This window comes from Streptomyces sp. NBC_00299, assembly GCF_036173045.1.
In the GTDB taxonomy this organism is placed as follows: Bacteria; Actinomycetota; Actinomycetes; order Streptomycetales; family Streptomycetaceae; genus Streptomyces; species Streptomyces machairae.
This window is the reverse complement of the sequence record NZ_CP108039.1, coordinates 7,284,637-7,305,648: the sequence shown is the minus strand read 5'-3', so window position 1 is coordinate 7,305,648 and position 21,012 is coordinate 7,284,637. Positions and strand designations below refer to the sequence as shown.

Here is a 21,012-nt window from a genome sequence, read left to right as displayed (position 1 = left end):
AAGTTTCGCTCCCGCACGTCCCTCGCACACCGATTGACGTGCTGTACCCCGCCGATGACACTCCGAGGCAGCTTGAGCGAACACAATCCCCCACCCGAAACCCCACACTCCCACAGGATGTGCCATGCGTCCCCGCACCGCCCGCGCCCTCCTGCTCCCCCTGCTGGCTCTCCTCCTCACGCTGATCTACGCCCCACCGGGCACGGCCGACTCAGGAGCACCACCCGTGAAGCCTGTGACCAAGGACAAGTACGCCGGCTATCTCTTCGCCTACTTCACGGGCGAGGGCACCGCCGACGGCGAGCAGATCCGGTACGCCCTCAGCCGGGGCAACGACCCGCTGCACTGGCGGGAGCTGAACGCCGGCAAGCCGGTCCTCACGTCCACGATCGGTGAGAAGGGCCTGCGCGACCCGTTCGTGATCCGCTCCCCCGAGGGCGACAGGTTCTACATGATCGCCACCGACCTGCGGATGTACCGGAACAGCAGCGGCAGTTGGGACCAGGTCCAGCGGCACGGCAGCAAGTCCGTCATGGTCTGGGAGTCCACCGACCTCGTCCACTGGACCGACCAGCGCCTGGTGAAGGTCTCCCCCGACAACGCGGGCAACACCTGGGCGCCGGAGGCGTACTGGGACGACAGGCTCGGTGAGTTCGTCGTCTTCTGGGCGTCGAAGCTGTACGCCGACGACGATCCCGACCACACCGGGTCGACGTACAACAAGATGCTGTACGCCACCACGAAGGACTTCCGGACCTTCAGCGAGCCGAAGGTCTGGGACGATCCCGGCTACTCGGTCATCGACTCGACCGTGGTGAAGCACCAGGACACCTACTACCGCTACACCAAGGACGAACGGGACCCCGGCTCCGCCGGCCCCTGCTCGAAGTTCATCACCGCGGAGAAGTCGACGAGCCTGACCGACACGTCGTACGACTTCGTCGCCGACTGCATCGGCAGCGGCGCGATGGAGCGGGGCGAGGGTCCGACGGTGTTCAAGTCGAACACCGAGGACAAGTGGTACCTGTTCATCGACGAGTACGGCGGCCGCGGCTATGTCCCCTTCGAGACCACCGACCTCGACTCGGGGAGGTGGACCCCGTCGCAGAACTACCAGCTGCCGGCAAGTCCCCGGCACGGCACGGTGATTCCGGTGACGCAGGCGGAGTACGACTGGCTGCTGGGCGCGTATCCCGCGGGCCCCGCCTCGATCGTGGACGCGACGGCTCGGGACCAGAAGGGGTACGGGATCGTCACGGAGAGCGCGTCGAAGGTCGTACTGCCGATGCGGCCGGACGCCGAACTCGCCCGCCTGGCCCCGCGGCTGTGGGCCGGTGAGGGCGCGACGGTCAGCCCCCGCTCCGGCACTCGGCGCGACTTCCGCAAGCCGCAGAAGTACACGGTGACGGCAGCGGACGGCACGCGCCGTACCTGGACGGTGGAGGCGGTGCGCACCCGCAGTCCGATCCTGCCCGGCCTCAACGCCGACCCCGACGTGCACTACCTGAACGGCGAGTACTGGATCTACCCGACGACGGACGGCTTCCAGGGCTGGAGCGGGACGCGGTTCAAGGCGTACTCGTCGAAGGACCTGGTCCACTGGAAGGACCACGGCGTCATCCTGGGCCTGGGTCCGGACGTGAGCTGGGCCGACAAGTACGCCTGGGCGCCGGCGATCGCCGAGCGCGACGGCAGGTACTACTTCTACTTCTGCGCCGAGCAGCAGATAGGCGTGGCGGTGGCCGACTCGCCCGCCGGCCCGTTCAAGGACGCGCTGGGCAAGCCGCTGGTCGCCAAGGGCGGTGCGCTGCCCGGCCAGATGATCGACCCGGCCGTCTTCACGGACGACGACGGGACGTCGTATCTCTACTGGGGCAACGGGCACGGGTACGTGGTCCCGCTGAACGACGACATGGTGTCGTACGACGCCTCGAAGGTGCGCGACATCACGCCGGACAACTTCCGCGAGGGCTCTTTCGTGATCAAGCGGAAGGGGACGTACTACTTCATGTGGTCCGAGGACGACACGCGCAGCGAGAACTACCACGTCGCGTATGCGACGGGACCGTCCCCGCTCGGCCCGTGGACCAAGCGGGGCACGATCCTGCAGAAGCGCGCCGAGTACGGGATTCTCGGCACGGGCCACCACTCCGTCGTCCACGCCCCCGGCACCGACGACTGGTACGCCGTCTACCACCGGTTCGCCCTGAACGGCCCCGGACGGCCGGGCGGTGACGGCATGCACCGGGAGACGACCGTCGACCGCCTCAGGTTCGCGGCCGACGGGACGATCGAGCCGGTGGTGCCGACGCTGGAAGGCATCGGGCCGGTCAGGCGCTAGCTCAGTCCATCGTCGCGCCGATGGTGGTGCTGCCCGTGGTCAGGAACGTGGTCGCGGGCAGCGAGCCGCCCGACTGGCGGGCGTTGTAGGCGCTGGAGGCGTCCGTCGAGCGGAAGGCGGGGGTGGCAATTCCGGCGTCCCAGTTGTTGCCGGACGAGACCACCGGGCCGCCCTTGTTGACCGAGCCGCCGCCGTTGCTCACGGCGAGGTTCTTGCCGAGCCTGGCCGCGCCGGTGGCGAAGTAGTAGCCCCACTTGGCGTTGGCGTAGGCGGTGGTGCGGTTGATGACGATGGCGCCCTTGTTGCTGTTCTCGGTGAAGCCGTTGCCGGCGTTGCCCCAGGCGGCCGAGTTGTTGACGACGTGCGCGACGACCTCGCCGTCCCCGCCGAGCTTGTAGCCGTTGCCGTCGCCCGCGAACGCCGAGTCGGACCAGCGGTTGACGCCGTTGCCGAAGGCCCAGGTGTGCTCGACGGTGACCGCGGAGGAGAAGGACCAGAAGTCGAGACCGTCGTCGGAGTTGTTGTAGAGGCGGGCTCCGGTGATCAGGTTCCCGGTGCCGGAGCCGAACTTGACCGCGATGCCGTCGGCGTTCTCGCCGTGGTCGGCCGGGTCGTGGTGGCCGTAGGAGTCGATGTTGCGGACGGTGTTGTCGACCGTGCCGTCGCCGGTGAGGGTGAAGCCGGAGTCGCCGCCGTTGATGGTCTTGATGTTGTTCCAGCGGGTACCGGTGCAGGACTGGCAGACGACGGCGCTGTCCGGGGAGTTCTGGAAGGTGATGCCCGAGACGTTCCAGTAGTCCGCGGTCAGCTTGAAGATCCAGTCGCCGTCCGGGAGGTTCGACCCGTCGATCTTCACGGTCTCCGAGCCGTACGCGGTGAACGTGACCGGCGCGGACGAGGTGCCGTTGGCCGTGGACTGGAGGGTGGCCGTCGGGTAGTAGGTGCCGCCTCGGACCTGGATGACGGTGCCGGCGGTGGCGTTCTTGAGGGCGTTGGACAGGTCGGTGGAGTTGCTGACGACCACGGTGGCGGCCTGCGCGTGGGTGGGGAGGACGGCGAGTCCGGCGCCCAGGGTGAGGGCCGACAGGGTGGCGAGAGCGGTACGACGAGACATGGAGTGCGGTCCTTTCGTCGTGCGGTGCGGGGATGCGCAGGGGACGCTCACAGTTCGGAGCCGGGCCAGGCGGCGAGGCCGGGCGCCTCAGGCATACGGCCTCCAGTCGCCGAGATACGTCCGCCTGGTGTGCGCCGCGGCTTGCCCGGCGGTCAGTTGAGGTCGGTTCTCCGACACCGGGATCGCCGCGCCGGGACCGGAGTTGTGGTACTCGGCGAAGCGCTGGTCCTGCCATGGGAAGCCGTTCGACATGTTCGTGTAGGGCGCGACCGCGTCGATGCCGGGGCCGAGGTGGGTGTCCCGGACGACCAGGCCGGGGCGGGCGGTGGTGTCGGAGCTGGGCACCCAGGGACGGGCCAGCTTGTAGTAGGCGTCCGGGGCCTCGCTGGTGATGCGGCTCCGGGTGACCAGGTAGCCGCACGGGTTGGCGCCCGCTGTCGAGGGGGCGAAGACGAAGCCGTACGGGGCCGAGGAGAGGTCGGTCCGGGTCAGGGTCCGGAAGTGGCAGTGCTCGTAGACGGCCGTGGCCCGCCCGAAGACGAAGTCGACGTCGCCCTCGACGTAGCAGTGCGAGAAGTACTGGCGGGCGAAGACGCCGAGGGCGATCGAGTCGGCGTACAGGGTGTCCTGGTGGCCGAGGAACCGGCAGTGGTGGAACGCGGTCCGGTCGCCCTGCACCTTGATGGCGACGGCCTGGGTGCCGCTGATGCCGGGGTGGTCGGCGCGCAGCCAGTCGTTGGCGAAGGTGAGGTCACGGGCGGTGAAGCCGTCGGCCTGGACGAGGGTGGTGGCGGAGCCGGTGGTGCCGTAGGTGCCGCCGCCGGGCTTGGGGGTGCCGGCGGCGTTGTCGTACACGATGACGACGTCACGCGGGTCGCCACTGGCACCCAGCCAGGTCATCCCCGTCCGGGTCACGTCCACGACGACGGTCTCCCGGTACGTCCCCGGCGCGATGACCAGGGTCCAGCCGCCGCCTCCCCGAGTGCCGAGAGCCTGGGTGGTACCGCCGGCCGCGGTCACGGCGGCCTGCACGGAGGTGAAGTCGCCCTGTCCGGAGGGGTGGACGTACAGGGTCTGCGGGGTCAGGCGGGCGGCCGGCGAACCGTAGCGGCCGAAGGTGCGGCGCGGCCTGGAGTCGCCGGCGGCCCGGGCGGGGGCCGGCGCAAGGGCCAGCGCGGCTGCGGCGCCGGTGGTCGCGAGCAGGAATCCCCTTCTGGACAGGGGGAGTTGGAGGTGGGGCGAGGGCATGCGGGGGCTCCTTGGGAGTGCGGCTCTTCAGGGGTGCGGGTGCGGTGCTTCCTCGCGTGGGGGGCCGTCGGGCCGGGGTGGCGGGCCCCGGCCCGGGTCGGGGCGCCGGGGTCAGCGCAGCTTGCCGGCGCCCGCGCAGCGGTCGACGATGCCCGGCACCGCCCTGGGGTTGTCGACCTTCGTCCGCAGGGTCGGCTTCCAGCCGGCGCCGGACTGGAGGGTCTCCTGTGGGATCTCGGCGTTGTGGACGGCGATGAGGTCCGTCAGCTTCCCGTTGACGTAGTTGTTCTCGGCCGTCAGCGGCGCCTCGTTCCACTTCTTCAGCACCTTGCCGACACCGGTGCCGGGCGGCAGCGAGAACGCGTTGTGACTGGCGTACAGCTGCGAGGAGATGCCGACGCCGAAGACGTAGTAGTCGGACTTCTGCTCCTCGGTCACCACGTAGTGGTTGTTGTAGGCGTCGACCTGTCCGAACCGCACGCGCGGGGAGCGCTGGAGGATCCCGTCGAAGCGGTTGTGGTGCAGGGTGACCTTGAGCTTGCCGGCGTCCTCGGCGGCGGTGCTGTCGCTGTTGCCGATCAGCATGTTCTTGTCGTGGTTCTCGAAGGAGTTCCAGGACACGGTCACGTGGTCGGCGCCGCGCACGATGTCCGTCAGCCCGTCGTGCTGCTGGAAGACCTTGCCGAAGTGGACCGGCCGCGTGCTGTCGGGGTAGCGCCCGTCGGTGAACGTGTTGTGGTCGATCCACACCTGGTCGGTGCCGTGGACGACCACGGCGTCGTACTCGGAGTTCCAGTTTCCGGTCTTGTTGTCGTCGGTCGGGTCCCACTTGGGGAAGCAGTCGAGCGGGGCCTCGATGGTGAGGTTGCGCAGGATGACGTTCGAGACGGCCTTGATCTGGAGGCTGCCGCCGAGGATGCCGGAGTTCCTGCCGACGCCGACGATGGTGGTGTTGCTGGGGACGGCGGCCTTGATCTCCGAGTCCTGGGCGGCGGCGGACGCGACCCGCAGGTCCTCCTGGGGGCCGGCGGCGGGCTTGTCGTTGCCCCAGACGGCCGGGTCGTAGTCCTTCAGGTACTGCTGGAAGTCGTACCCGTCGGCGGCGAAGGCGTCGCAGCCCTCGGAGACGGCGTCGATCATGCCCTTGACCTTGATGATCTTGGGTGCACTGCCCCCGGCCTTCAAGGCGGCCTTGAACTCCGCCCAGGTGGTGACGGTGTGGACGTGCTCGGCATCGGCGGCCGACCCGCCGGTCGTCCCCGCCCCCGCGGAGCCCCAGCCGTCACCCGCGGCGAGGACCTGGCGGCCGAGGTCACGGGGCCCGGCTTGTGCCCCGGTGCCGGTGAGACCGAGGACGAGGGCCGTGCAGCCGATCAGAACGGCAGCCCTTCTTATGGCATGCCCATGCCATACCTGTGCGTTCATTGTGCGGCTCTCTCTTCTGGAGGGGTTGGGTCAAGCGGCGGAGGCGTCCGGCCAGGTGATCCAGGACTCCGGGATCTCCTCGCCGAGCCGGCGCACGTCCTGCGGGCCGAGCACCCGCGTACGCAGTAGCTCCCGCACCACGAGACGCGCCACGGCGATCGCGCCCGGCGGGTTGAAGTGCGTGTTGTCCTGCTCGGTGGCGGTCCAGTTGAAGTACGTCTTGGTCCCCTCGGCCCCGAGCCACTGCCACAGCGCGAGGGACAGGGCCTGGATGTCGAGGAGCGCGACCCGCTCCTGCCGGGCCAGCGCGCGCATCGCCGCCGGATAGTCGCCGTGGGTCGGCACGGCGTTGCCGCCGGTGTCGAACTTCCGCCGCTCGACGGCGGTGGCGAGAACGGGACGGGCACCACGGGCACGGGCGCCGTCGATGTAGCGGCGCAGGTAGTCCTGGTAGGTGGTCCAGGGCTCGGTGTACCGGGTGGGGTCGGTGGCCTTCTCGTCGTTGTGCGCGAACTGGACGAGCAGGAAGTCTCCGGGCCGGACGGCGGCGAGGACGACATCCAGACGCCCTTCGTCGACGAAGCTCTTGGAACTGCGCCCGTTCACCGCGTGGTTGGAAACGAGCAGGTTCTTGCGCAGGAAGAACGGGAGCGCCATGCCCCACCCGGTCTCGGGGTCGGCGTCGGCGTATTTCTGGGCGGCGGTGGAATCACCGGCGATGTAGAGGGTGCGGGGGCGATGGCGCTGACTTGCCTCGGCTGTACCGATGCCCGAGAGGGCGAGAGGAACGGCGGCGACGGCCGCCGAACTGACCTGTCTGCGGGTAAGAGACACACGGGTGCCTTTCAGCGCGGGGGGCGTGTACCCCCTAGGGGCGCGGGGAACTGCGCGACCGGCCACGAACATCCCGCAGCCGGCCGCGCACGGAACCGACCGAGCTCTCAGCCGTTGCGCGAGGTCCACTCGGCCTGAGCCTCATTCAGCTGACCGGCCACCGCATCCAGGAACTCCTTGGCGCTCATGTCCCCGTTCAGCACCTTCTGGAAGTTCGGCTCGTTGTCGGCCTTGGAAATGGTGTTCCAGTCGGGCAGGTAGTACGGCAACTGCACGATCGTCGTCGACCCGTCCGTCAACGCCGCGGCAGCCAATTTCGTCGGCTCGGCCTGAGAAATCCACGCGTCCTTCGCGGCGTCGTTGTTCGACGGGACCTGCCCGGCCGCCTTGTTGAACTTCGAGTTCTCGTCGTGCGACGTGGCGAACTCGATGAACTTCCAGGCGGCTTCCTTGTTCTTGGAGCTCTTGAACAGCCCCATCCCGTCAACAGGGTTGGACACCTGTACCCGCTTGCCGGTGGAGCCCACCGGCTGCGGAATCCCCCGGAACTTGTCCGTGCCGAGGGCCTTCACATGGTCCTGGTACGACCCGAGGTTGTGGTTCAGCATCCCGATCGTGCCGGAGTCCCACTGGGCGACCATCTTGGTGAAGTCGTTGTTGAGGTCGGCGGCCGGCGTGACCTTCTTGAAGAGCGCGGCGTACTTCTCCAACGCGGCCACGTTCTTGGGGTCGTTGACGGTCGTCTTCGCTCCGCTCGCGTCCCAGAAGGACGTGATCCCGGACTGCCCGTACATGGCGTCCAGCGCCTGCGCGATGGAGCCGGCACCGCCACGGATGGTGTACCCGAACTCGTTCTTCCCGGCGTCGGTCAGCTTCTCCGCGGCCTCGAAGAACTTGTCCCAGGTCGCCGGCTCGTCCAGAGAGGCCTTCTTGAACAGGTCGGTGCGGTAGTACAGCACACCGTTGTTGGCGGAGGTCGGCACCGAGTACAGCTTGCCGTCACCGCCCCCCGCGGCCTTCAGCGAAGCGACCATGTCCTCATTGAGCTTCCCGTTCAGTGAGGACTTGGCGAGCCGGTCGTCCAGCGGGTCCAGCGCGCCCTGCGCGGCGAATCCGGCGAGCATCGCCGCGCCGACACCGCCGACGTCCGGCAGGCCGCCGCCCTGGAGTGCGGTGTCCACCTTGGACTGGTAGTCGGTGGACGGGATCCCGACGTACTCGACCTCGATGTCCGGGTTGGCCTTCTCGAAGTCGGCGATGATCTCCTTCCAGATGTCGGTGCGGACACCGCCGTTGTTGTCCCAGAAGACGATCTTTCCGGTGCCGCTGCCCTCGGCGCCCTTGTCACCGCCCGCGCTGCTCCCGTCGTCACCGCAGGCGGTGGCGGTCAGGGCGAGGACGGAGCCCAGAGCGACGGCCACGGCGGCGCGCCTGCTTCTGCGAATGCTGATCTTCATTGGTCGGCTCTCTTCTTCTGGATCAGACGGAGATAGGGAGGTGTGGGGTCTTCGAGGCGCGAGCGCGGACCGCCGCAGGACTCGGCGCCGGGGCACGCGGCGCTCAGCCGTCGGCACCCGTGAGGTGGTCGATCCGCTGCTGCGGTCCGGAGAACCGCGTCACCAGCGCCGGCACGGCGGCAGCCGGGTCCAGTCGGTAGTCGTAGAAGTCCCGCGGATCGAAGGCGGCACCCCATTCGTCGTGCCGGCCGGTCGTGTTCCTGAGGATCGACCCGCGTTGCACCAGCTCCGCGGTGGTGTCGGCCTGGTAGGGGTGCTGGACGTCGCGGTAGTAGCTGTTCTCGATGACCATCTTGGTCCGGCCCCGCGACCAGTTGCCGTACGTCCACACCGGGTCGCCGGGATCCGTCTGCGCGGTCAGGTAGTTGTTGTACAGGTGCGCGTAGGCGGCGTTGTCCACGGACGGGTTGCGCTGCTTGGTGTTGGCGAACCAGTTGTGGTCGATCGTGATCTGCGTCTTGAGGTTGGTCGTCCAGCCGAGCCCGAACGTCTTGTTGTTGTTCTCGAACCGGTTGTAGGAGACGGTCACGTACTCGCTGTCCTTGCGCACGTCCAGCTGGCCGTCGCAGATGTTCGAGAAGCGGTTGTGGTCGACCCACACGTGCTGGACGGTGTCCATCTGGATGCCGTCGAAGTCGGTGTCCTTGCAGTCCCAGTTGCCCTCGATCGCCGAGTCGCGGATCGTCAGATTGCGGATGATCACGTTGTGCGTGCCGGGTTCGAGATGGAACTCGCCCTGCACCAGCTCCCCGCTCGTGCCGACGCCGACGATGGTCTTGTCCGAGGCGACGGTGATGTTCGCGCCGAAGGGCTGCGCGGTGATGGCGCCCCGGACCCGGATGACGTACGGCTCCTGCGCCGCCGCGTACTTGGCCAGGGAGGTCTGGTCGGTGACGGTGACGACCTTGCCGCCCGCGCCACCGGTCGTGCCCCCGGCGAGGGAGGCGAAGCCGTGCGGTCGGGCGGTCCAGCGAGCGGCGGAGGCCGAAGTCGTTGTCGGACCAGCGGCCTTCGCCTCCCCGATCGTCCCGAGGCTCAGCGCGGCGACAAGGCTCAGCACGGCGGCCAGGACCATGCCGTACCCCGGCCTCGGTCTCTGCAAGCGCTTGCTATCAAGGTGCTGCGTCATTGCGGCTCCCAACAGGCTCAACAGGCTTACGGGTCAGGTGCGTTACAAGGGGTCGATCCTGAAGTGCGAGAAGGTTGCCGCTCCGGCGTGTCCCGGCCCGTCGGGCGCGAGGCCGAAGAGCCCGAGCAGGGCGCCGACCCAGCGCCAGGGGGTGGCGGCGAACACCGGTCCCGAAGGACGGGGGCCGTCGCCGACGTCGTAGGAGAACCGGCAGCGCGCCCCGGCCCCGATCTCGATCCGCAGCCGCACGCGCCCCCGGGGCGCGAGCCGCGCGTGTCCGGCGTCCCGTTCCCCCTCCGCCACGGCCTCGGCGAACCGGTGCACGACATGAACCGCCCCGTCCGCGCCGCGCTGGAGCCCGATCCAGCAGAACGCGTCCCCGAGCACCGCGAGCCCCGCCCGCGCCCCCGGCTCCGCACTGTCCAGCCGCAGCTCGACCTCGACCGCGCACGGCATCCCGGGCAGCCGCTGGGTGAGGATGTGCGGCAGTCTGCGCAGATCATGAGCGTCGGCCGAGCGGACGCAGGCGAGTCTCAGGCCGTCGCCGGAGTGCTGGGTGGCCCAGCCGTCCCGGGGGTTGGCGGTCCACGACCACTGGCGGCCGAAGCGTCCGCCGGGGAAGTCGTCGTCGGTGGCGGGCGCGGCGGGCGGCTGCGGTGGCAGGTCGGGCCTGCGGTGCACGGTCACGGGCGCACCGTCCTCGCCGAGCACCGGCCAGCCGTCGGCGCCCCAACGCATCGGCTGGAGGTGGACGACCCTGCCGTAGGCGCCCTGCTGCTGGAAGTGCAGGAACCAGTCCTCACCCGACGGGGTGCGCACCCAGCCGCCCTGGTGCGGTCCGTTGACGTCGGTGTCCTGCTGTTCCAGGACGATCTTCTCCTCGTACGGCCCGAAGAACTCGCGTGAGCGGAAGGCGCCCTGCCAGCCGGTCTCCACTCCACCGGCCGGGGCGAGGATCCAGTACCAGCCGTCGTGCTTGTAGAGCTTGGGGCCTTCGAGGGTGAACCAGCCGGGTATGCGGTCGCCGTCGACGATCAGCTTGCCGTCGTCGAGGAGTTCGGTGCCGTCGGGGTGCATCCGGTGGCCGGTGAGGCGGTTCTTGACGTTGGAGCGGGACTTGGCCCAGGCGTGCACGAGGTAGGTCTCGCCGGTCTCGTCGTCCCAGAGGGGGCAGGGGTCGATCAGGCCCTTGCCCGCCTTCACCAGGTGCGGGTGGGTCCAGGGGCCGCGGATCTCGGGGGCGTTGACCTGGAAGATGCCCTGGTCGGGGTCGCCCCAGAAGATCCAGAAGCGGTCGTCGTGGTGGCGGAGGGACGGTGCCCAGACGCCGCAGTCGTGGCGCGGTGCGGTGAACTCCCCTGCCGGTTCCAGGCGTTCCAGGGCATGGCCGACCAGGGTCCAGTTGACGAGGTCGCGGGAGTGGAGGAGGGGCAGGCCCGGGGCACGGCCGAAGCTGGAGGCGGTGAGGTAGAAGTCGTCGCCGACGCGGACGACGTCCGGGTCGGACCAGTCGGCGTTCAGGACGGGGTTCGTATAGGTCCCGGTCCCGGTCGTCACGGGCTCACCGCCTTGCGGACCAGCGACGCCGCTTCGAGCCGGCTGATGCGGCCGTCGGCGACCACGGTCACGATCCGGCGTACGGCGGTCTCGCCGGGTGGGATCGGGAGCCGTTCCCCGGCGGCGAGGGAGGAACCGACACCGGGGTACTCCTGCGCGCGTACGAACCACGGGTCCAGACGGGTCTGTTCGGTCGCCCCGGCGAAGACCAGGGTCCAGGTTGAGCCCGCCAGCGCCACCCAGGGGGCGCGGCTGCCGTGGATCTCCTGCTCGCCGTCGCGGTCGATGGTGAACACGTCCGGCGCCGAGGACTCCTTGCGGGCCCGCCAGAAGAAACCGCCGTAGGCCGCGCCCGGACGCCCGTTGGTGGCGGGGCTGCCGATGGACAGCGGGCGGGAGGTGACGTTGGTCAGGGAAAACGTGAAGTCCAACGCCCAGGCGAATGCGGTGAGTTCGGTGGCCGCGACGGTACGGCGCTCGCGCAGCAGCTCGGCTCCTGCCGCCACCCAGCGCAGCTCCTCGACGAAACCGTCGGGGTCGCGCAGCTGGAAGGCGGAGTGCCGCTGGGCGCCGTGGTTGTCCAGTTCGGTCGGGCCCCGGTCGCGGACGAAAGTGCGTCCGCCCCAGAAGTTGGCCCCCTCGACGTCGGGAACGGCGACACCGACGCCGAGGTGGTGGGTGTGGTCGGCGGGACTCAGCTCGGTGACCGCCGTGCCGGCCAGGGTGGTGACGGGGTGCAGATACGGGCGCGGGGAGAGGCGGGCCGGCAGTTCGGGCCGGGTGACGTACCGGCCGACCGGGCGGCCCGCGACGCGCAGCACCGCGGTGTCATGGGGGGTCATCAGGTGCTCACCTCTTTCGTTCTCGCCGGGAGCGCCCAGGAAGCGCCCAGCTCGGAGTAGAGGGCGAGGGTGTCGGCGGCGGCCGCGACGAGACCGTCGATGCCGGGCACGACACGGCGCTGCTCGTCGGGGAGCAGCCGCCAGGCCTCGTCCGGCAGCGGGGCCGGGTCGGGGGCCAGTCGAATCGCTTCAACGACCTTCATGAAGGCGCCCGTCGCGTCGGGCGTGACCAGCAGGTCGGTGCCGTCGGTGACGTGGTCGACGAGGTTCTCCAGCAGGTCCGTACGGCCGTACTCGTACTCCTCGGGGCCGTGACCGGCACGCTGGAGCAGGACACGGTCCTGCTTGTACCAGAAGGTGATCCGGCCCTGGTCGCCGTGGACGACGACGTACGGCTCGTCGGGGTCCTCGGCGCACAGCGTGGCGCCGACGACGACCGGGCGGTCCTGTGCCGTGGTGACGCGGACGCAGGAGGTGTCGTCGGACTCGATGTCGTTGGCGCGCAGCAGCTCGGTCTCGATGGCGCTGACGTCCCCGGCGCGCACCGTCCCGCCCAGCGCGAGGGCGGTGGCGACGGCGTGCGCGAGAGGGTTGGTGAGCACGCCGTCGATGACGTCGACGCCGTTCAGGCGCCGCTTGCCCGCCCAGGGCGCCCGCCGGTAGTACGCCTCGGGGCGCGCCCAGGCACCGGCCCCGCCGATACCGGCGATCGCGCCGATCGCGCCCTCGGCCATCAGCGTCCGGATCGCCGGCACCGCGTGCGAGCCCAGCGACTGGAAGCCGATCTGGCAGGCGACGCCGGCCTCGGCCACCCCGTCGGCCATGCGCCGGAACTGGGCGTACGACGGGGCCGGCGGCTTCTCCAGCAGGATGTGCACGCCACGCCGGGCCGCGGTCAGGGCGAGGTCGGTGTGGGTCGGGATCGGCGTGCAGATCACCGCGATCCGGGCGCCGGTGGAGTCGAGGAGGGCACCGAAGTCGGCGGACTGCGCGGGCGCGCCCGAGGGTGTGACGAGGCCCTCGGGGAGCTCCTCCTCGCTCAGCGGGGTCAGCTCGCAGATCCCCGCCGGCCGCACGATCCCCTTGTCCTGGAGCCGGCGGATGTTGTCCAGGTGCCAGCGGCCGTGGCCGCGCGCGCCCGCCAGCACGATGGGTACGGCAGTGCTCATGGGATCCTCCCTGCGCCCGCGCCGTGTGCCACCGCTCGGTCGGCCGTGGCGGCGCTGTCGATCTTTGTGTGCAGGGTAGGTGTCCAGCCGACGTCGGCCGTGAGGTCACGCTCGCTGCCGGAGTTGTGGGCGTTGTGGATGGCGAGCAGGTCCACCGGATAGCCTCCCCCAGACTCCGTCCGGGGGGACCCCCAGAGGGTGCCGGACTGGTGCAGGCCGGTGCCGTTCCAGCTCTTGACCAGGTCGGAGGCGTTGGTGATGTCGAGCAGGCCTTCGATGGTGCCGGCGACCCTGATGGTCTTCGGGGTGGAGCTGCCGCCGTCCAGGGCGCGGACGAGCTCGCTTCGGTTGCGTACGGTGAAGACGTGGGCGTCGTCGGCGTTGGAACCCCCCGTGGTACCACCGTCGGCCGCGGCCCAGCCGTCGTTCGGGGCGAGGGTGTCTCGGATGATGTCGCGGACGTCGTCGGCGTGGGCCGGGACGCAGACCAGTCCCAACAGGGCGGTCAGAGCGATGACCTGACGGAGTCTCATCCTTTCACCGCCCCCGCGCTGAAGCCCGTGATCAGCCACTTCTGGATGAAGGCGAACACGATCACGACGGGCACGGCGGCGATGATGCCGCCCGCGGCCAGCGCGCCCAGGTCGACGCTGTCCGCGCCCATCAGGGTGTTGAGGCCGACCGGGATGGTCTGCTTCTCCTGGTTGTTGAGGAACATCAGGGCGAACAGGAAGTGGTTCCAGGAGTGCACGAAGGCGAAGGAGCCGACGGCGATCAGACCGGGCCGCAGCAGCGGCAGGACGACGATCCTGAAGGCCGTCATCCGGTTGCAGCCGTCGACCCAGGCGGCCTCCTCCAGGGAGTACGGCACGTTCTTGATGAAGTTGCTGATCAGGATCATCGACAGCGGCAGCTGGAACACCGTCTCCGCGATGATGACGCTGCCCAGCGAGTTGATCATCTGCAGCTCGGCGAAGATCTCGAACAGCGGCACCAGGAGCAGCGCGCCCGGCACGAACTGGGAGCAGAGCAGGGCCAGCATGAAAGCCCGCTTGATCTTGAAGTTGAAGCGCGCGAGCGCGTAGCCGCCGGCCAGCGCCACCAGGGTCGTCATCAGGAGGGTGACGACGCCGACCAGCACGCTGTTCTGGAAGTAGGTGCCGAAGCTCCGCTCCGTCCAGACCTTCTCGAAGTGGTCGAACGTGATCGGCCAGGGCACGAGCGAGGTCGAGCCGGCCGGGCGCAGGGAGAAGAGCAGGATCCAGTAGAAGGGGATCAGGGTGAAGACCAGGTAGATCGACAGCGGCAGGTAGATCTGCCAGCGCGGGACCTCGTCGTAGGCGCGGTGCTTCTTGCGCGCACGGGGCGGTTCGGGGGCGGCCGGCACGGGCGCCGGCGCGACCTGGGTGGCTTCCTTGACGCTCACTTGTCCTCACCTCCGAACTTGCTCAGCCGCAGATAGACCATCGAGCAGAAGAGCAGGATCACGAACGCGACGGTCGTCAGGGCCGACGCGTAGCCGAAGTTGTGCGCGTCGACGCTGGTGTTGGCGATGTAGAGGGGCAGGGTCGTGGTCACTCCCGCGGGGCCGCCGCCGGTCAGCGTGTACAGCAGGTCGACGTTGTTGAACTCCCACACCGCGCGCAGCAGCGTGGACAGGACGATCGCGTCCTTGAGGTGGGGCAGCGTGATGTGCCAGAACTGCTTGATCCGGCCGGCCCCGTCGACCTCGGCCGCCTCGTACAGGTCCTTCGAGACGGACTGGAGGTCGGCGAGGATGAGGATCGCGAAGAAGGGCACCCCGCGCCACAGGTCGGCGACGATCGCCGCCGGGAACACCGTGGAGGTGTCCGACAGCCAGCTGGTGCCGTAGGAGCCGATGCCGACGTCCGCGAGGTAACGGGTGATGCCCGTCTGGGAGTTGTAGAGCAGCACCCAGATCGCCGAGGTCAGTACGCCGGAGACGGCCCATGGGGAGAACACGAGCGCACGGCCGAGCGCACGGCCCGCGAAGGTCTGGTTGACGATCAGCGCGAGCGCGAGCCCGAACAGCAGCTGCAGCCCGACCTCGACGAACACCCACTTGGCGCTGAAGACCAGCGTGTCCCAGAACAGCGGGTCCGCGGTGAAGGCGTGGACGAAGTTGTCGAAGCCCGTGAAGCCGTTCCGCCATGGCTTGGTGGGGTTGTACTCCTGCAGGCTGTAGTAGAAGACGCTGATCACCGGGTAGGCGATGAAGCCCAGCATGAGCAGGGCCGCCGGGGCGATCAGCAGATACGGGAGCCTGCGCGGGGTGGCGGAGGCACGGCGCCGCCGGGGTGGCGCGGGCGGTTTCGCCACGGCTGCGGCTTGGGCCATGACAGTTCTCCGTTCTCGTGCGTCTTGCGTGCGACGCGCCGGAAGCGCTTTCCGAGCATCGTTCGGGATCTCGACCAAACAGGGCTGAGCTGGGGTCGAGGGGTGGTTCAACCGGCGTACGGGTCCTGCACCTTGCCGGGCCGCGCGAGGAACTCGAAGTCACAGCCTGTGTCGGCCTGGGTGATCTGTTCGTTGTAGAGCGCGCCGTAGCCCCGCTCACAGCGCGCGGGCGGCGGTGTCCACCCGGCCCGGCGTCGTTCCAACTCTTCGTCGTCCAAGTCGAGTTGGAGCGTGCGGGCCTCGACGTCCAGGGTGATGGTGTCCCCGGTCCGGACCAGGGCCAGCGGTCCGCCGACGTACGACTCGGGCGCGATGTGCAGCACGCACGTGCCGTAACTCGTGCCGCTCATCCGGGCGTCGGAGATCCGCACCATGTCCCGTACGCCCTGCTTCAGCAGGTGGTCGGGGATCGGCAGCATGCCGTACTCGGGCATGCCCGGACCGCCCTTGGGCCCGGCGTTGCGGAGCACCAGCACACTGTCGGCGGTGATGTTCAGGGACGGGTCGTTGATGGTCCGCTGCATCGTCTTGTAGTCGTCGAAGACGACTGCGGTCCCGGTGTGCTTCAGCAGGTGCCGTTCGGCGGAGATGTGCTTGATGACGGCGCCGTCCGGGCAGAGGTTGCCGCGCAGCACGGCGACGCCGCCCTCCCCGGCGACCGGGTTCTCCCGGGTGCGGATGACGTCGTCGTTGTGGACGACGGCGTCCTGGAGCTGCTCCCGCAGGGTGCCGTTGACCGTCGGCCGCTCCAGGTGCAGCAGGTCGGTGATCCGGGAGAGGAAGGCGGGCAGGCCGCCGGCGAAGTGGAAGTCCTCCATCAGGTACGTCTGTCCGCCGGGCCGCACGTTCGCCAGCACCGGGACGGTACGGGCGATGCGGTCGAAGTCGTCGAGGGAGAGCTTGATCCCGGCACGGCCCGCCATCGCGATCAGATGGATGACCGCGTTGGTGGAGCCGCCGAGCCCGAGCACCGTGGTGACTGCGTCCTCGAAGGCCTCGCGGGTGAGGATCCCGGACGGCCGGAGGCCGGTCCACGCGAGCTCCACGGCGCGGCGCCCGGAGGCGGCGGCCATGCGCTCGTGCCCGGAGTCGACGGCCGGGATCGAGGAGGCGCCGGGCAGGGTCATGCCGAGGGCTTCCGCCGCCGCGGTCATCGTGGACGCGGTCCCCATGGTCATGCAGTGGCCGGGCGACCGCGCCAGACCGCCCTGGAGTTCGCGCAGTTCGCAGTCCGTCAGGTTGCCCGCGCGGTGCTCGTCCCAGTACTTCCACATGTCCGTACCGGACCCGAGGGTCTCGCCGCGCCAGTGTCCCGGCAGCATGGGCCCCGCGGGCACGAAGATCGACGGCACGTCGGCCGAGGCGGCGCCCATGAGCAGCGCCGGCGTCGACTTGTCGCAGCCGCCGAGCAGCACGGCCGCGTCGATCGGGTACGACCGCAGCAGTTCCTCCGTCTCCATCGCGAGGAGGTTGCGGTAGAGCATCGGGGTCGGCTTCTGGTACGTCTCCGAGAGCGTGGCCACCGGGAACTCGAGCGGGAAGCCCCCGGCCTGCCACACCCCCCGCTTGACCGCCTCGGCGCGCTCGCGCAGATGGACGTGGCAGGGGTTGATGTCGGACCAGGTGTTGAGGACGGCGATCACCGGACGGCCCCGGTACTCCTCCGCCTCGTACCCCAGCTGGCGCATGCGGGCGTTGTGCGACCAGGTGCGCAACTGGCCCTCGGTGCCGTACCACTGGTGGCTTCTGAGTTCCTCGGGGCGCTTCCTGCCGGTCATATCGACCACCCGGCGGCGATGGCGGCGACCTCGGCGCGCTCGTCCTCGGGCAGTTCCCTGCTGGGCGGGCGGACGTCGCGGCGGCACAGGCCGAGGGAGGCGAGGGCCTCCTTGACGACGGTGACGTTGTCGGCGGAGCCGTTCGCGGCGCGCAGCTCCTCGAAGCGGCGGATCTGCTCCCAGATCTTCATCGCGCCCGGGTAGTCGCCGGCTCGAAGCGCTTCGATCATGTTCATGGAGACGGCGGGGGCGACGTTCACGAGTCCGGAGGTGAAGCCGGTGGCGCCCGCGGAGAAGTACGAGGGCGCGTACGGCTCGGCAAGCCCGGCGACCCACACGAACCGCTCCAGCCCTGCGTCACGGGCGAACGCGGCGAACTTGGCGGCGTCCGGGACGGCGTACTTCACGCCGATGACATTCGGGCAGTCGTCGGCGAGTTCGGCGAGGCGCGCGCCGCTGAGCTGGGCGTTGCGGATGTACGGCACGACGCCGAGGTCGGGCACGGCGGCGGCGATGGCGCGGTGGTAGTCGACCCAGCCGCTCTGGGAGACGTACGGGTGGACCGGCTGGTGGACCATCACCATCCGGGCGCCGAGCTCGCGGGCGTGCCGGGCGGAGGCGATGGCGGTGGGTACGTCGTGCCCGACGCCGACCAGGATGGCGGCGCGGTCGCCCGCCTCCTCAATGGTCAGCTCGGTGACGAGGCGGCGCTCTTCGGGGGTGAGGGCGTAGAACTCACCGGTGTTGCCGTTGGGGGTGAGGGTGATGACGCCCCCGTCCAGCAGACGGCGCAGCAGGGCCCGGTGGGCGTCCTGGTCGACGCGGCCGTCCTCGGCGAACGGGGTCACCGGGATCGCCACCACGTCGGCCAGGGCCGTCCGCTGGGGCTCGAACGTCGTTGTCATGCCGGACCGTCCTCTCCCTGGGCCTCGACTCCCGCGTCCGGGAAGGCCCGTTGCACGAACGACGCGATGTGGGCGTGCAGGGCGCGCGCGGCGCCGTCGGCGTCGCCTTCGAGGGCCAGCCGCAGGATGTCGCGGTGCTCGCCGGCCTCCCGTTCCCAGGAGGGGGAGGCGGCCCAGGCGACCGCTGAGACGAGGGCGGCCTGATCCCGCACCTCGTCGAGCATCCGGCCGAGCAGCGGGTTGCCGCACGGCAGGTACAGGGCGCGGTGGAACTCCCGGTTGGCGAGGGAGCGTTCGGCGGTGTCGCCGGCCGTGTCGGCGCGGGTCAGCGCGTCACGGGCGGGGTCGAGGGAGGCGCCGCGCCTGACGGCCCGCTTCAGCGCCTCGGGCTCCAGCAGCAGCCGTACGTCGTAGACCTCGCGCGCCATGTCCGCGTCCACCATGCGCACCGTGACGCCCTTGTACTGGCTCATCACGACCAGTCCGGTCCCGGCGAGCGTCTTGAGCGCCTCGCGCACCGGGGTCTTGGACACCCCGAACTGCGCGGCGAGCTCGGTCTCGACCAGGGCCTGACCCGGCGTCAACTGCCCGGTGAGGATGCGGCGTTTGATCTCCTCCAGCACGAACTGCGTGCGGGAGGGGATCGGCGTGGGCACAGAGGTCATGCGCGCCTCTCGGATCTTCGCGGGGCCCAGGGACCGGGTCTCGCGTATCGGATCTCACGTATCGCGTCTCATATATGACGTACGAAGTACGACGCGATGAAGGCAGGAGGGGGCGCATGATTCGTCAACGCTTCTGACAAAGGAAGTTGGGGTCGCGGGCCTACGCTGCTCCGACAACACCTCAGGGAGGACACCGCCGATGACGTTCGCACCGCTTCCCGGCCGGCCGCAGGACCGGACATCGGCGTTCCGTCTGCAACTGGCCGAGCTGGCCCGACTGGCCGGCGTCGGCCTGCCCGACCGGGTTCCGCGCGACCGGGAGTGGCAGGGGGAGGCGCGGATGGCGTTCCGGCGGGCTCTGCGGAACGTGGAAACGTTGCCCGAGCTGCTCTTCGACCCGCTCTTGCGCACGGCCGTCCTCGACCCCGACCCCAGCCACAACCGGCTGTTCGTCGAGCCTGCTGTCACCGTGTTCGGTCGCCGACGGGTGCAGACCGCGTTGATCGAGTATGTGCGGACGGGAACCGACCACGAGCGCGCCGGGGCGGCCCGCGCCTGGTACTGGGCGCAGGCGCCGCTGAGGTTCCGCGGCGGGCGGACGCGGGTGCCGACGCCGGAGAGCAAGGCGGAGTTCGACGCCGTGGCCGACCTCCGTGCCACGTGGCACGAGGCCACGCTGCGCGAGTTCGTGAGCAACGACGACCTCGACGTGCGCCGCTGCATACTCCCCGGACTCCCCCTGAACCCGCGCCACTACCCCGCCGACCTGCACGACCTGGTCGCCGAGGCGGTGCAGATCGCGCGCACCCACTCCGACGAATACCTGCGGCACCGAGTTGAGCACCAGCTTGGTTAGGGGAAAGTCCCCCGGTCAGCGATCCCTCCTCCAGCCCGGGTCCCGTCCGCTCAGCCCGACCGCCCGGTCCAGCAGTGGTGCACCGGCGGGGACCGGCACCACGGGGCCGAAGATGCTGTCGCGACCGGGGTCGTCGACGGAGGCGAGGAGGAAGTCGTGCGACGCCTGCAACGCGGCGGGGTCGGGGGCGTACTCCTGGCCGGTCGCGCGGGCCAGGTCCCAGGCGTGGATCACCAGCTCGTCGGCGGCGACCGCGGCCGCCACGGCACCGGGCAGGTCGATGCCGCCGGCGCGGGTCATGCCGGTCCACGCCTCCGGGTCGCGCCACACCTCGCTCAGTTCGTCGAGGACCTTGGGAAGCTCCTCGCGCCAGCCGGGCCCGATGTCCGGTTCGACGGCTTCCGGGCTGGTGTCGGTCGTGGCGCCCAGGTCCTTGCGGCCGGCGTCACGGAAGGCGACGGACAGGCCGAGCAGGTGACCCAGCAGGTTGCGCACCGCCATCTCCGGGCAGGGCGTCGGCGCCGAGAGCTGCTCGTCGGTGACGGCTTCCGCGAGGCGGGCGACGACGCGGGTCTGCGGTCCGAGGTCGAGGGTCATGTCGGTCATGGGGCGGGCTCCTCACAGATCGGTTCCTGAGAGGTGGACCGGTGCCGGGCGCGAAACTCATCGGCGATCCGGCGATCCGGCAACCCAGTGACTCGGCGACTCGGCAACCTGGGCAGGAACCCGGCCGGACGCCGAGAGGCCCGGCCTACGCCCCGACCCCCGACTCCCCCACCCGAGCCGTCTCCCCGGACACCCGGCCCTTGCGCCCCCCGGCTCCCCGCACCCACTCGATCAGCTCCCTCGGCGTCTTCCCGCCGGCGAAGCACCACAGGGCGATCACCGGGTCGCAGATCGCGCAGCCGAGGGAGGAGGTGTGGAGGAAGGGGATGATCGGGTTGCCCTTGATGTGGTGGACGATGTCCCACGCGGTGTGCAGCAGCCAGCCGATGCCGATGAAGGTCCACGAGTCCAGGCCGCGATAGGCGACGTAGGTGACCACCACGGTGAACGCGAACTCCCAGCCACCCATGCCGCCGCCGCTCAGATAGGCGGCGCCCGCTCCGGCGACCATGACCGCGTTGAAGCGCCGCCGGTGCGGTTCCCGGATGAGGGACATCAGGAGGGCGTAGAGGAGGCCGATGCCGATGGGCGCGACGTAGTGCATGGAA

The 21,012-nt window shown here is 69.9% G+C and carries 18 protein-coding genes and 1 pseudogene; 2 read left to right on the top strand and 17 right to left on the bottom strand.

The features are described 5' to 3' along the window. Positions 1-124 precede the first annotated feature (124 nt). Entirely contained in the window at positions 125-2,341 is a 2,217-nt protein-coding gene (locus OHT51_RS32535; RefSeq protein ID WP_328882478.1) for a family 43 glycosylhydrolase, read from the top strand. 1 nt (position 2,342) lies between these two features. On the opposite strand, the gene OHT51_RS32530 is transcribed toward OHT51_RS32535, so the two are convergent. The 15 genes and pseudogenes from OHT51_RS32530 to OHT51_RS32460 form a co-directional block, all read right to left on the bottom strand. Continuing rightward, on the bottom strand, positions 2,343-3,455 hold the full coding sequence (locus OHT51_RS32530) for a right-handed parallel beta-helix repeat-containing protein (protein ID WP_328882477.1): 1,113 nt from the start codon (positions 3,453-3,455) through the stop codon (positions 2,343-2,345). A gap of 87 nt (positions 3,456-3,542) precedes the next feature. Continuing rightward, positions 3,543-4,703 carry a pectinesterase family protein gene (locus OHT51_RS32525; RefSeq protein ID WP_328882476.1) on the bottom strand — a complete coding sequence of 387 codons (1,161 nt, stop codon included), beginning with the start codon at positions 4,701-4,703 and terminating at the stop codon, positions 3,543-3,545. Positions 4,704-4,814: 111 nt separating this feature from the next. Then, a complete protein-coding gene (locus OHT51_RS32520) occupies positions 4,815-6,128 on the bottom strand; it encodes a pectate lyase family protein (protein WP_328882475.1) in 1,314 nt (437 codons plus the stop codon). A gap of 30 nt (positions 6,129-6,158) precedes the next feature. Further along, a complete protein-coding gene (locus OHT51_RS32515) occupies positions 6,159-6,962 on the bottom strand; it encodes a rhamnogalacturonan acetylesterase (RefSeq protein ID WP_328882474.1) in 804 nt (267 codons plus the stop codon). Positions 6,963-7,069: 107 nt separating this feature from the next. Then, positions 7,070-8,419 (bottom strand): ABC transporter substrate-binding protein, encoded by a 1,350-nt coding sequence (locus OHT51_RS32510; RefSeq protein ID WP_328882473.1) that lies wholly within the window; start codon positions 8,417-8,419, stop codon positions 7,070-7,072. 130 nt (positions 8,420-8,549) lie between these two features. Further along, a pseudogene (locus tag OHT51_RS32505) lies at positions 8,550-9,608 on the bottom strand (pectate lyase family protein); the annotation flags it as partial. Between the two features lie 42 nt (positions 9,609-9,650). After that, positions 9,651-11,165, bottom strand: coding sequence for a glycoside hydrolase family 43 protein (locus OHT51_RS32500; RefSeq protein ID WP_328882471.1), 1,515 nt, complete (start codon positions 11,163-11,165; stop codon positions 9,651-9,653). Beyond that, positions 11,162-12,007: a PmoA family protein gene (locus OHT51_RS32495; protein ID WP_328882470.1), complete on the bottom strand. Its 846-nt coding sequence runs from the start codon at positions 12,005-12,007 to the stop codon at positions 11,162-11,164. Before OHT51_RS32495 ends, OHT51_RS32500 begins: the two co-directional genes overlap by 4 nt. Beyond that, complete coding sequence (locus OHT51_RS32490) at positions 12,007-13,176, bottom strand: Gfo/Idh/MocA family protein (RefSeq protein WP_328882469.1); 1,170 nt, start codon at positions 13,174-13,176, stop codon at positions 12,007-12,009. Before OHT51_RS32490 ends, OHT51_RS32495 begins: the two co-directional genes overlap by 1 nt. Beyond that, the gene (locus OHT51_RS32485) at positions 13,173-13,709 is read right to left on the bottom strand and encodes a hypothetical protein (protein ID WP_328882468.1); all 537 of its coding nucleotides are present in this window, start codon (positions 13,707-13,709) and stop codon (positions 13,173-13,175) included. The genes OHT51_RS32490 and OHT51_RS32485 overlap by 4 nt, the downstream gene beginning before the upstream one ends. Next, positions 13,706-14,602 carry a carbohydrate ABC transporter permease gene (locus OHT51_RS32480; RefSeq protein ID WP_328882467.1) on the bottom strand — a complete coding sequence of 299 codons (897 nt, stop codon included), beginning with the start codon at positions 14,600-14,602 and terminating at the stop codon, positions 13,706-13,708. The genes OHT51_RS32485 and OHT51_RS32480 overlap by 4 nt, the downstream gene beginning before the upstream one ends. Next, positions 14,599-15,534 carry a carbohydrate ABC transporter permease gene (locus tag OHT51_RS32475; protein ID WP_328882466.1) on the bottom strand — a complete coding sequence of 312 codons (936 nt, stop codon included), beginning with the start codon at positions 15,532-15,534 and terminating at the stop codon, positions 14,599-14,601. Before OHT51_RS32475 ends, OHT51_RS32480 begins: the two co-directional genes overlap by 4 nt. A gap of 107 nt (positions 15,535-15,641) precedes the next feature. After that, entirely contained in the window at positions 15,642-17,372 is a 1,731-nt protein-coding gene (gene araD, locus OHT51_RS32470; protein WP_328882465.1) for an L-arabinonate dehydratase, read from the bottom strand. Beyond that, a complete protein-coding gene (locus OHT51_RS32465; RefSeq protein WP_328882464.1) occupies positions 17,369-18,277 on the bottom strand; it encodes a dihydrodipicolinate synthase family protein in 909 nt (302 codons plus the stop codon). The genes araD and OHT51_RS32465 overlap by 4 nt, the downstream gene beginning before the upstream one ends. Next, positions 18,274-18,942, bottom strand: a complete 669-nt coding sequence (locus OHT51_RS32460) for a GntR family transcriptional regulator (protein ID WP_328882463.1) — start codon at positions 18,940-18,942, stop codon at positions 18,274-18,276. Before OHT51_RS32460 ends, OHT51_RS32465 begins: the two co-directional genes overlap by 4 nt. Before the next feature lie 199 nt (positions 18,943-19,141). Between OHT51_RS32460 and OHT51_RS32455 the strand changes: the two genes are divergently transcribed. Next, positions 19,142-19,798 (top strand): hypothetical protein, encoded by a 657-nt coding sequence (locus tag OHT51_RS32455; RefSeq protein WP_328882462.1) that lies wholly within the window; start codon positions 19,142-19,144, stop codon positions 19,796-19,798. A 15-nt stretch (positions 19,799-19,813) separates the two neighbouring features. On the opposite strand, the gene OHT51_RS32450 is transcribed toward OHT51_RS32455, so the two are convergent. Further along, a complete protein-coding gene (locus OHT51_RS32450) occupies positions 19,814-20,404 on the bottom strand; it encodes a TIGR03086 family metal-binding protein (RefSeq protein ID WP_328882461.1) in 591 nt (196 codons plus the stop codon). A gap of 145 nt (positions 20,405-20,549) precedes the next feature. Continuing rightward, on the bottom strand, positions 20,550-21,008 hold the full coding sequence (locus tag OHT51_RS32445) for a DUF6010 family protein (RefSeq protein WP_328884518.1): 459 nt from the start codon (positions 21,006-21,008) through the stop codon (positions 20,550-20,552). Positions 21,009-21,012 lie beyond the last annotated feature (4 nt).

Bases quoted from the DNA above. Each gene is read 5' to 3' on its own strand.
- OHT51_RS32535 (WP_328882478.1), top strand. From the start codon at position 125: ATGCGTCCCCGCACCGCCCGCGCCCTCCTGCTCCCCCTGCTGGCTCTC.
- OHT51_RS32530 (WP_328882477.1), bottom strand. From the start codon at position 3,455: ATGTCTCGTCGTACCGCTCTCGCCACCCTGTCGGCCCTCACCCTGGGC.
- OHT51_RS32525 (WP_328882476.1), bottom strand. From the start codon at position 4,703: ATGCCCTCGCCCCACCTCCAACTCCCCCTGTCCAGAAGGGGATTCCTG.
- OHT51_RS32520 (WP_328882475.1), bottom strand. From the start codon at position 6,128: ATGAACGCACAGGTATGGCATGGGCATGCCATAAGAAGGGCTGCCGTT.
- OHT51_RS32510 (WP_328882473.1), bottom strand. From the start codon at position 8,419: ATGAAGATCAGCATTCGCAGAAGCAGGCGCGCCGCCGTGGCCGTCGCT.
- OHT51_RS32495 (WP_328882470.1), bottom strand. From the start codon at position 12,007: ATGACCCCCCATGACACCGCGGTGCTGCGCGTCGCGGGCCGCCCGGTC.
- OHT51_RS32490 (WP_328882469.1), bottom strand. From the start codon at position 13,176: ATGAGCACTGCCGTACCCATCGTGCTGGCGGGCGCGCGCGGCCACGGC.
- OHT51_RS32485 (WP_328882468.1), bottom strand. From the start codon at position 13,709: ATGAGACTCCGTCAGGTCATCGCTCTGACCGCCCTGTTGGGACTGGTC.
- OHT51_RS32475 (WP_328882466.1), bottom strand. From the start codon at position 15,534: ATGGCCCAAGCCGCAGCCGTGGCGAAACCGCCCGCGCCACCCCGGCGG.
- araD (WP_328882465.1), bottom strand. From the start codon at position 17,372: ATGACCGGCAGGAAGCGCCCCGAGGAACTCAGAAGCCACCAGTGGTAC.
- OHT51_RS32465 (WP_328882464.1), bottom strand. From the start codon at position 18,277: ATGACAACGACGTTCGAGCCCCAGCGGACGGCCCTGGCCGACGTGGTG.
- OHT51_RS32460 (WP_328882463.1), bottom strand. From the start codon at position 18,942: ATGACCTCTGTGCCCACGCCGATCCCCTCCCGCACGCAGTTCGTGCTG.
- OHT51_RS32455 (WP_328882462.1), top strand. From the start codon at position 19,142: ATGACGTTCGCACCGCTTCCCGGCCGGCCGCAGGACCGGACATCGGCG.
- OHT51_RS32450 (WP_328882461.1), bottom strand. From the start codon at position 20,404: ATGACCGACATGACCCTCGACCTCGGACCGCAGACCCGCGTCGTCGCC.
- OHT51_RS32445 (WP_328884518.1), bottom strand. From the start codon at position 21,008: ATGCACTACGTCGCGCCCATCGGCATCGGCCTCCTCTACGCCCTCCTG.